12 protein-coding genes are annotated in these 9,604 nt (G+C 68.5%); 10 read left to right on the top strand and 2 right to left on the bottom strand.

The genetic code is table 11. From position 1 onward, the window contains the following. The 3 genes from OEY_RS0127555 to OEY_RS0127565 form a co-directional block, all read left to right on the top strand. On the top strand, positions 1–366 hold a 366-nt coding region (locus OEY_RS0127555; protein WP_010596939.1), incomplete at its 5' end, for a WhiB family transcriptional regulator. After that, positions 297–989 carry an AzlC family ABC transporter permease gene (locus OEY_RS0127560; RefSeq protein ID WP_010596940.1) on the top strand — a complete coding sequence of 231 codons (693 nt, stop codon included), beginning with the start codon at positions 297–299 and terminating at the stop codon, positions 987–989. The genes OEY_RS0127555 and OEY_RS0127560, both read left to right, overlap by 70 nt. Further along, positions 982–1,311, top strand: coding sequence for a branched-chain amino acid transporter permease (locus OEY_RS0127565; RefSeq protein ID WP_003934551.1), 330 nt, complete (start codon positions 982–984; stop codon positions 1,309–1,311). The genes OEY_RS0127560 and OEY_RS0127565 overlap by 8 nt, the downstream gene beginning before the upstream one ends. Here OEY_RS0127565 and OEY_RS0127570 read toward each other — a convergent pair. Beyond that, a complete protein-coding gene (locus tag OEY_RS0127570; RefSeq protein WP_010596941.1) occupies positions 1,281–2,507 on the bottom strand; it encodes a glycosyltransferase 87 family protein in 1,227 nt (408 codons plus the stop codon). The genes OEY_RS0127565 and OEY_RS0127570 overlap by 31 nt on opposite strands. Before the next feature lie 237 nt (positions 2,508–2,744). On the opposite strand from OEY_RS0127570, the gene OEY_RS0127575 reads away from it, so the two are divergent. The 3 genes from OEY_RS0127575 (at position 2,745) to OEY_RS0127585 (ending at position 5,239) form a co-directional block, all read left to right on the top strand. Beyond that, complete coding sequence (locus OEY_RS0127575) at positions 2,745–3,152, top strand: helix-turn-helix transcriptional regulator (RefSeq protein WP_010596942.1); 408 nt, start codon at positions 2,745–2,747, stop codon at positions 3,150–3,152. Between the two features lie 83 nt (positions 3,153–3,235). Next, complete coding sequence (locus OEY_RS0127580) at positions 3,236–3,664, top strand: VOC family protein (RefSeq protein WP_010596943.1); 429 nt, start codon at positions 3,236–3,238, stop codon at positions 3,662–3,664. A gap of 144 nt (positions 3,665–3,808) precedes the next feature. Further along, positions 3,809–5,239 (top strand): DUF4185 domain-containing protein, encoded by a 1,431-nt coding sequence (locus OEY_RS0127585; protein WP_010596944.1) that lies wholly within the window; start codon positions 3,809–3,811, stop codon positions 5,237–5,239. A 77-nt stretch (positions 5,240–5,316) separates the two neighbouring features. On the opposite strand, the gene OEY_RS0127590 is transcribed toward OEY_RS0127585, so the two are convergent. Next, a complete protein-coding gene (locus OEY_RS0127590) occupies positions 5,317–5,760 on the bottom strand; it encodes a MarR family winged helix-turn-helix transcriptional regulator (RefSeq protein WP_029540286.1) in 444 nt (147 codons plus the stop codon). 154 nt (positions 5,761–5,914) lie between these two features. Between OEY_RS0127590 and OEY_RS0127595 the strand changes: the two genes are divergently transcribed. From OEY_RS0127595 to OEY_RS0127610, 4 genes are all read left to right on the top strand, one after another. Continuing rightward, positions 5,915–6,940, top strand: a complete 1,026-nt coding sequence (locus OEY_RS0127595) for a substrate-binding domain-containing protein (protein WP_048771466.1) — start codon at positions 5,915–5,917, stop codon at positions 6,938–6,940. Positions 6,941–7,020: 80 nt separating this feature from the next. Next, positions 7,021–7,659 carry an AmiS/UreI family transporter gene (locus tag OEY_RS0127600; RefSeq protein ID WP_010596947.1) on the top strand — a complete coding sequence of 213 codons (639 nt, stop codon included), beginning with the start codon at positions 7,021–7,023 and terminating at the stop codon, positions 7,657–7,659. Positions 7,660–7,701: 42 nt separating this feature from the next. After that, entirely contained in the window at positions 7,702–8,739 is a 1,038-nt protein-coding gene (locus OEY_RS0127605) for an aliphatic amidase (protein ID WP_010596948.1), read from the top strand. 21 nt (positions 8,740–8,760) lie between these two features. Beyond that, positions 8,761–9,604: AAA family ATPase (locus tag OEY_RS0127610; RefSeq protein ID WP_043806124.1), on the top strand; the 844-nt coding region annotated here is incomplete at its 3' end.

The raw sequence follows: 9,604 nt of genomic DNA on the forward strand, positions 1-9,604 counted from the left end.
CCCAAGCTGTTGACCCTGCCCCCGGCGATCACGGAGTCCTGGGACTGGCAGCTGCAGGCCGCCTGCCGGGACGCCGACGCCGCGACGTTCTTCCATCCGGAGAACGAGCGCGGGGAGGCACGCACCGACCGCGTCCGCGCCGCGAAGCGAATCTGCCAGTCCTGTCCCGTGCTGACCCAGTGTCTCCGGCACGCCCTCGAGGCCGGGGAGCGGCACGGCATCTGGGGCGGGATGTCGGAAGAGGAGCGCCGCATCCTGCTGCGCCGGGCGAGCAGGTCACCCCATAGCCTGGAGCCATGGCAGATGGCCGTCTCTCCGAGATCCGCACGGGTGTCCGCGACTCCTGGGCAGTCGGTCTCGGCCTGATCCCGCTCGGCCTCGCGTTCGGGGTCGTGCTCACGCAGGCAGGTTTCGACTGGTGGTGGGCGCCCGTCTTTTCGACGGTGATCTACGCGGGCTCGATGGAGTTCCTCGCCGTCGGCCTGATCGGTGCGGTGACCCCGGTGGCGTCGATCGCGGCGGCGACCCTGCTGGTGAACTTCCGGCACGTGTTCTACGGACTGTCCTTTCCGCTGGAGAAGATCCGCAGCCGGCTCGGGCGGGCGTACGGCGTCTACGCCCTCACGGACGAGACCTACGCCATCGTCGCCACCAAGCGTCGCGACGAGCTGACCGGCGCGCGGATGCTCGCGGTCGCGGCGACGTGCCAGTTGCTGTGGGTCGCGTCCGGGACCGCGGGCGCCCTGGTCGGTGCGGCGCTGCCCGCGGGATTGTCGGGTCTGGAGTTCGCCCTCACGGCGTTGTTCGCCGTGCTCGCGCTCGACGCATTCCGTCTCGGGCGCGACCTGCCGGCGTCGGCCGCCGCGCTGGTGTGCGGCCTCGTCGGGGTGACCGTGTCGAAGGACGGCATGCTGGTGATCTCGCTGGGCCTGTTCGTCGCGTATCTGCTGCTGCGGTTCGTCTACCGCAACAAGGTGGCCCGTGCCTGAGTCGGTACCGGGCGCCGGCTACGTCGTCGGTGCCCTGATCGCGATGTTCGTCGTCACCGTGGGTCTGCGGGCGGTCCCGTTCGCCGCGCTCGCCCGGCTGCGGGAGTCGGACGTGGTGGGCTACCTCGGCGGCGCGATGCCGGCCGGGGTGATGGTCATCCTGGTGATGTACACGCTGCGCGACGTCGGTCCGGCGACGTGGCTACCGGCGGTGTTGGGCCTCGCCGGAACCGTCGCGGTGCACCTGTGGCGGCGGAGCGCGGCGCTGAGCACCGTCGCCGGAACCGCGATCTACGTCCTGGCCGGGGCGTTCTGGAGCTGAGCGGCGCGAGCGCCGGCCGGTGCCGGAACCGTGCCGGGACGGCGGGACCGGGCCGCGACGGCCGCCGCGACGAGCACCACGAGTCCGGTGACGCACTGGGCGTTGCCGAGAGTCTGCTGGATGGCCGACTCGACCCAGCCGTGCGTGGAGGTGTCCTCGAGCAGGTAGTTGGGCCCGACGAGGAAGACCAGCGCGGCCGGCAGCAGCACGGGCCACCACGAGCGGTACCGCGGAGCCAGCGCGACCGCGACGAGCAGCACGCTGTAGGCCCAGTGATGCGTCACCGCGATGGGCGCCGCGAGCAGGGTCGCGAGCGCGATCACCCCGAGCGCGACGACGTGCTCGCCCGATCGGGTGAAGCGGTGGGCGGCCCACAGCGCCCCGAGGACGACGAGTGCGACGCCCGCGAGCCAGGCGGCGGTGTAGGCGTGCCCCTCGACGCCCAGCCGGGCAAGCAGGCCGCTGAGCGCCTGATTGCGGAAGAAGTCCTGGTCCCCGGCCCGGTCGGTGGCCCAGGCCTCGGTGGTCCAGAAGTACACGGAGGACTCCGGGCGGAGCCAGTACGCGAAGCCCGCCACGGCGAGGAACGCACCGAAGGCGCGCGCCGCCGACGGCATGTCCCGCCGGAGCAGGAACAGCACACCGAACGCGGCCGGGGTCACCTTGATCGCGGCGGCGAGGGCGATCCCGACGCCGCGGAACCGCTGCGGGATCACGCCGAGGACGTCGGCGACGACGAGGGCCATGAGGAGGATGTTGATCTGCCCGAACAGGAAGTTGGAGCGGATGGGCTCGAGCCAGAGCGCCACGCCCAGTCCGGCGGTCGCGACCAGGTTCGCGCGACGGACGTCCATGTGCTCGAGCGAGACCTTCAGCACCCACCACACCAGGCCGATCAGGCCTGCGGTCCACAGCACCTGCATCAATGTCGCGTTCAGCAGGGGCAGCGGGGCGAAGAGGAACGCCGCGAACGGCGGATAGATGAAGCGGAAGCCCGAACTGGTGTGGAAGCCCTCGGTGTAGAGGGGGGTGTGGTGCAGGAACGCCCACCCCGCGTCGCGGAAGACCGACAGGTCCATCAGGTATCCGGTGACAGCGTTCTCGAGGTGGATGCCTGCGACCACGGCCGACACGAGCAGCCCTGCCCCCACGAGCAGCGAGTACCCGGGCCGGGCTCGAACTTCGGACAGCAGCACGGACGATCACCTCCGCTTGTCGGGACAGGAACCTCCCGGATACGTTACACAATCGTTGCCTTCGGGGCCGGATACGCGGGTTGCCCGGTCTCCCAGCACGTTTCCGGCCGCTTTGTCCTGTTCGGGCAGTTTCGGCGTGTGTCGTGTATCACGACGTCGTGACGAAATCGCGGTCTCTACCCCGTCGCCTAGACACGGACAGAAATTCCTGTCGTGGGGCGCTGCGACACTGGCCGCATGCCGCGCCGCGTGCCCGAGGAGCTCCTGCCGCATCTGCGCCGCGCCCGTGATCTCGCGGACCGGGAGTACGCGCGACCTCTCGACCTCACCGGGCTCGCCGCCGCCGCGGGGGTCTCGAAGTACCACTTCCTGCGTTGCTTCACCGCCGTGTACGGCAAGACGCCCGGCGTCCACCTCACCGAACGCCGCATCGAGCGGGCGCAGGACCTGCTGCGCGCGACGAATCTGACCGTGACGGAGATCTGTCACCTCGTCGGGTACAGCAGCCTCGGGTCGTTCAGCACCAGGTTCCGTCAGCTGGTCGGGGTCACCCCCAGCGAGTATCAGGCCGCCTTCGCCGAGTCCGGGGCGCCGCGCATCCCGGGCTGCTGGGTGTTCATGCACGGCCTGAGCGACCTCCGCTGAACTGCGCAATTTCGGAGAAGCTCGCACCGTGTCCGTCGCTCTACGGTCGAGACGTGCCACATCACCGATCCGGAGGACACGCCATGATCGCGAACATCTCCCTGGTGACCCTCTATGTCACCGATCAGGACGCGGCGAAGAAGTTCTACCTCGACACGCTGGGGTTCGTGGAAACCGCCGACGTGGCGATGGGTGAGGGCTTCCGCTGGGTGACCGTCGCGCACCCGGACCACCCGGAACTCGAGGTGACGCTGATGGTGCCCGGCCCACCCCTGAGCCCGGAGATGGCCGGGGCCGTTCGTCGCGCGCTGGCCGACGGCACCATGGGCGGCTTCGGGCTCCGCACCACGGACTGCCGCGCAGCGTACGAGGAGCTCACGGCCAGGGGCGTCGAGTTCACCCAGCCGCCGTCCGAGCGTCCCTACGGGGTCGAGGCGGTGTTCCGGGACAACTCGGGCAACTGGCTCGTGCTGGTGGAACCCCGTGAGTACACGCCCGGCGACTTCCGTTGATTCGGAATTCTTCGCTTCTCTCGGGATTTTCCGAGACAGGGATATAAAGCCGCAGATCCGCGTGCGACGCCACCGCGCCGCGCCGGCGGTACCCTCCTGTGCGGCGCCGGTCCGTCCGGCGCCGTGACGCACGGGAGGGAACCCATGAGGTGGCAGGCGTCGGCGATCGCCCTGCTCGTGGCGGTGCTGGCGGCGACGCCGGCCCGCGCCGACGAGCCCGCGACGGACGGGGTACCGGGGAGCGGACCGTGTGCCAGCGACACGTGGCGGCACGAGTCGCTGGTCCCGAAGGATCTCGACATTCCGGTGCCGTATCCGGTGATCACCACCGTGCCGTATCCGGCGCCGGAACCGGACCCGGTACGGATCGATCCACCGCCGTTGCCGGTCGATCCGTGCACCGATCCGTGCCCGGACCTGACCGACGAGCCGGCCCATCCGGATCCGGTCTTCCCCCGGATCGCCCTGAAGCCCAGCCCCTTCCACCTCGGCATTCCGGTGCCCGGGGAGGGTGCCGCGCCGCCGCCACCGCCGGCGCCCGAGACCCCGCCGATCGAGCCCGCCCCGCGGGTCCCCGCCCCTCCGGCTCCGCGCGTCGTCGAGGTCGCCACCGTGGCGAAGCAGACCGGTGCCGGGTCCGTCAACCGGACGGACAAGCGCTGGCAGGTGTACGGCACCGATCTCGGCCTCATGTGGGAGTCGGAGCCAGGCCGGATCGCCGTCGCGTTCGGCGACACCGTCGGCCGGGGCTTCCATCCGCCGGGCGGGCAGGGCGGCGACTGGCGCAGCAACGTGCTGGCCTTCTCCACCGACCGGGACCTGACGGACGGGATGAACTTCGACTCGATGATCCAGGACTCGCGATGCCACGCCGCGGAGATCCTCGGCAGCCGCAAGCTCGACAACGTCGAGATCACCACGATCCCGACGTCGGGATTCGCGATCGGCGGCCGCCCGTACCTGACGTACATGTCCATCCGGACGTGGAACAGCATCCCCGGCACGTGGTGGACCAACCACGGGGGCATCGCGTACTCGGACGACGGTGGTTCCACCTGGGTCGAGGATCCGCATGCGAAGTGGGACAACATCTTCGGCGTCACCAACTTTCAGGTGGCCGCGGCGGTGCCGGCGCACGGCTACGTGTACCTGTTCGGCACCCCCAACACCCGGCTCGGCGCGGTGGCGCTGGCCCGGGTGCCCGAGGACCGGGTGCTCGAGCCGCGCGCCTACCAGTACTGGCGCGACGGGAACTGGACCCCCGTCGGCGGATACACCGCGGCGACGCCCGTCGTGCACGGCCCCGCCGCGGAGTTGTCCGTGCGCTACGACGCCGCGGCGGACCGCTGGCAGATGACGTACCTGGACACCGCCGATGCCGCGATCGTCGTGCGGGAGGCCGCGTCACCCCAGGGGGTGTGGTCGGAGAGCGCGCGGCTGGTCGGGGTGGAGCAGCACCCCGAGCTGTACGGCGGGTTCATGCATCCGTGGTCGACGGACGAGGACCTGTACTTCATGCTCTCGACGTGGTCGGACTACAACACCTTCCTGCTGCGGGCGAGACTCGACCGTTGAACCACGCGCACATGCGCCCGGACCGAATGTCACACCGGTTCGATGTCATCGAACCCATGTGACATTCGGCCACGAGGTTAGCGGCCGGCGGCCTCCTCCAACGCGGCGAGGACCGGGTGCACGTGATCGGGCAGGCCGTCGGGGAGCGGTCCCGACCATGCCTGCTCGACGTCGCGAACGGACGCGGAGAGGCGGTCGAAGAGCTTCTTGCCCCGCACGCTCAGATAGACCCGGGTCTTCCGGCGATCGTGGGCATCGACCTCGCGGTATACCGCCGCAACGGAGACCAGGCGGTCGACGACCCGAGTGAGTGTCGGCGCCGGGGTCCGGGTCCGATCGCGCAGTTCGGCCATCGTCAGTCCCGGCCGGACCGCGAGTGCCTCGAGTACGAGGAAGTGGTCCATGTTGAGCTCGTCGGACGAGAGGACGGTCTCGATCGACTGTGCGGCGAGGCGTGCGGCGAGGACGAGCGCGGTCGTCGCAGATGCTTCCATCGAGGTGGCAACACCCTTGTCCGACATGACAGCCCCCGAGCTATTGCATAGTTCGCGCCTCGCCAATAATACTTCCAAGTGAAATGATAGCCTACGTGCGGGTCGTGGCCCGCGGTGCCGTGAGGGCATCGACGTGAGCGCGGTGCTCGATCGTGCACGCGCGTCACAGTGGCGCGTGGCCATGGTCGTGCCGCTGCAGGGGCCGGCCGGTCTGTTCGGCCCGTCCTGCGAAGCGGTGAGCGAGTTGGCGGCGCGCGACCTGAATTCGTCGGGCGGCGTCCTCGGTCGCGAGGTCTGTGTCCAGATCGTGGACGGAGGCGGCGACCCCCGGCGGATCGCCACCGAGATTCGTCGTCTCGTGTCCACTCGTGCGATCGATGCGGTCAGCGGCTGGCACATCTCGTCCGTGCGTCATGCCATCGCCCCGGTGGTGACCGGCCGCGTTCCGTACGCCTACACCTCCCTCTACGAGGGAGGTGAGAGCCGAGGCGGCGTCTACTGCTGCGGCGAAACCCCCGCGCAGCAGATCGCGCCTGCGCTGAAATGGCTGCGGGAGAACGTAGGGACGCGGCGCTGGTTCGTCGTCGGGGACGACTACGTATGGCCCCGCGGTTCCCTCGGCGCGATACGCATGTACGCGCACGAGTTCGACCTGCAGATCGTCGGCGAGTCGTTCGTCGACCTCGGGCGCGCCGACATGAGACATGTCGTGGACGCGGTCGCGGCTTCCCGGTGCGACGGGGTGGTGATGCTCCTCGTCGGCCAGGATGCCGTCGAGTTCAACCGGGCCTTCGCGCGGCGAGGACTCGCCGACCGGGTCGTCCGATTCAGCCCTCTCATGGAAGAGAACATGCTGCTTGCGAGTGGGCCGGCGGCGACGAAGAACCTCTACGTCGCCGCCGCCTACTTCCGTTCCCTGGTCGGCGCCGACTCGATGGATCTGCTCACCGGGTACGTAGCGATGCACGGGCCGCACGCGCCCGCGCTGAACAATGCCGCCGAGTCCTGCTACGAAGGCATGAACACCTTGGCCAGTCTCGTGGCCCGCGCCGGAACGGCGGATACGGCCGATCTCGACGACGTGGTGGACGGGACTGCGTTCGACGGACCGCGAGGCCCGGTCGAGTTCCGAAACGGAGTGGCTCGACAGAGGATTCACCTGTCCATCGCTGACGGTGTCGACTTCGAGATCCTCACGTCGTTCTGACGAACACTCGTTGACATGTGTGGCGCGGGCCACTACTTTCATTCGAAACAGTTTCATTTGGAAGTAAGGCGAGGTGTCCGGTGGGCAATGTCGGTTTGCTGTACGTGGGAGCGGTCCTCCTCGTCAACGGGTTGATGCTCCTCTCCGTCGTACCTGTCAGGTCGGCCGCAGTGTTGAACCTGTTCGTCGGCGCACTGCAGTGCGTCATACCTACCGCCCTGCTGATCCAGGCCCAGGGGGACACGGCGGACGTTCTGGCCGCATCCGGCCTGTACCTGTTCGGGTTCACCTATCTGTACGTGGGAATCGTGAACCTGGCCGGACTCGAGCCGCAGGGCATCGGATGGTTCTCCGGCTTCGTCGCGGTCGCCGCCCTCGTCTACTCGGCGTTGTCGTTCACCGTCGTCGGCGACCCCGTCTTCGGGGTCATCTGGCTCTCGTGGGCGTTCCTGTGGGCGTTGTTCTTCCTGGTCCTCGCTCTCGGGTTCGACGGACTCACCCGATTCACGGGATGGGTCGCGATCCTCCTCAGCCAGCCGACATGTACCGTCCCGGCGTTCCTCGCCTTGACCGGCAGCCTCCACGCCACCGCGTTCACCGCGGCCGGGTGGGCGTCGGTCCTCGCCGTCCTCGTGGGGATCGCCGCTGCGCTCGGCTTCCCTGCATCCGCTCGTCCCGACGAAAAGCCTTCCCCCCAATACGGTCCCGTCCACAACTGAGCCCGGCGACCGCGCCGGGCGAACTCGAAGAAGGAGCACGATATGCGACACGGAGACATCTCCTCCAGCAGCGACACCGTCGGCGTGGCGGTGGTCAACTACAAGATGCCGCGCCTGCACGACAAGGCCGGGGTGCTCGACAACGCACGACGCATCGCCGACATGATGATCGGGATGAAGTCGGGTCTGCCCGGACTCGACCTGGTGGTGTTCCCCGAGTACTCGACGCAAGGAATCATGTACGACGAGCAGGAGATGTACGCGACTGCAGCGACCATCCCCGGCGACGAAACGGCGATCTTCTCGGCGGCGTGCCGGGAGGCCGACACGTGGGGCGTCTTCTCGATCACCGGTGAGCAGCACGAAGCCCACCCGGCCAAGCCGCCGTACAACACCCTGATCCTGGTGAACAATCGGGGCGACATCGTCCAGAAGTACCGCAAGATCCTGCCCTGGTGCCCGATCGAGGGCTGGTACCCGGGTGACACCACGCACGTCACCGACGGTCCCAAGGGACTGAAGATCTCCCTGATCATCTGCGACGACGGCAACTACCCCGAGATCTGGCGTGACTGCGCGATGAAGGGCGCCGAACTGATCGTGCGTTGCCAGGGCTACATGTACCCCGCGAAAGACCAGCAGGTGCTGATGTCGAAGGCGATGGCGTGGGCGAACAACTGCTACGTCGCCGTCGCGAACGCCGCCGGGTTCGACGGTGTCTACTCCTATTTCGGGCACTCGGCGATCATCGGATTCGACGGACGCACCCTCGGGGAGACCGGGGAAGAGGAGTACGGCATCCAGTATGCCCAGCTGTCGGTCTCGGCCATCCGCGACGCTCGCGAGAACGACCAGTCGCAGAACCACCTCTTCAAGCTGCTGCACCGCGGCTACTCCGGTGTCCACGCGGCCGGCGACGGAGACAAGGGGGTCGCGGACTGCCCGTTCGAGTTCTACAAGCTGTGGGTGACCGATGCTCGGAAGGCGCAGGAACGTGTCGAGGCCATCACGAGAGATACGGTGGGAGTGGCCGACTGCCGAGTCGGTTCGCTGCCCGTCGAAGAGACCGCCGAGGCGTAGCCGCGGATGCCGGGAGCCCAGATGCCCTATCTCACCGACATGTTCCACGACCAGAATCGCACCCGGGTGAAGGTCGCGGAACCGGCCGACGCCCCAGCGGACGAGGGGGATCCGACGATGCTGTCGCACAGGCTCAACGCCTGCATCGTCGGGCAACGGCCCGCGATCGACGCGGTCGTCCGCGCCGTGTCGCTGGCACGGGTCGGCGCGCACGACCCGACACGTCCCCTCGCCAACATCCTCCTCGTCGGACCCACCGGCGTCGGCAAGACCGAACTCGTCCGTCGAGTCGCGGCGGAGCTGCGGTCCGGACCCGACGACATGTGCCGGATCGACATGAACACGCTCGCCCAAGAGCACTACGCCGCCTCATTCTCCGGAGCGCCACCCGGGTACGCAGGCAGCAAGGAGTCGTTCACGCTGTTCGACAGGAGCAGGATCGAAGGCGACCCGTACACCCCGGGAATCGTGCTCTTCGACGAGGTGGAGAAGGCGGATACCACCGTTCTGAGGGCGCTCCTGCAGATCCTCGACCACGGGGAACTGCGGCTCGCCAACGGCCAGCAGACGATCTCGTTCCGCAACAGCTACGTGTTCCTCACGTCGAACCTCGGATCCCGCGAGGTGGCACGAAGACGACGCGCCCCGTGGGCGCGGTTGGCTCGCCGCGCCGGATGGGGGCCACGGTCGGAGCGCAGCCGCGTCGTCGTTCGGAACGCGGTGGAACGGTTCTTCGATCCCGAGTTCTTCAACCGCCTCGACGACACGGTGGTGCTGAACGAGTTCGACGACCGGACGGCTGAGGAACTGACGCGCCGGGAGATCGAGATCGTCACACGCCGGCTCGCCCGCCGAGCGATCGCGG

It is taken from the genome of Rhodococcus sp. P14 (genome assembly GCF_000256505.1).
In the GTDB taxonomy this organism is placed as follows: domain Bacteria; phylum Actinomycetota; class Actinomycetes; order Mycobacteriales; family Mycobacteriaceae; genus Rhodococcus; species Rhodococcus ruber.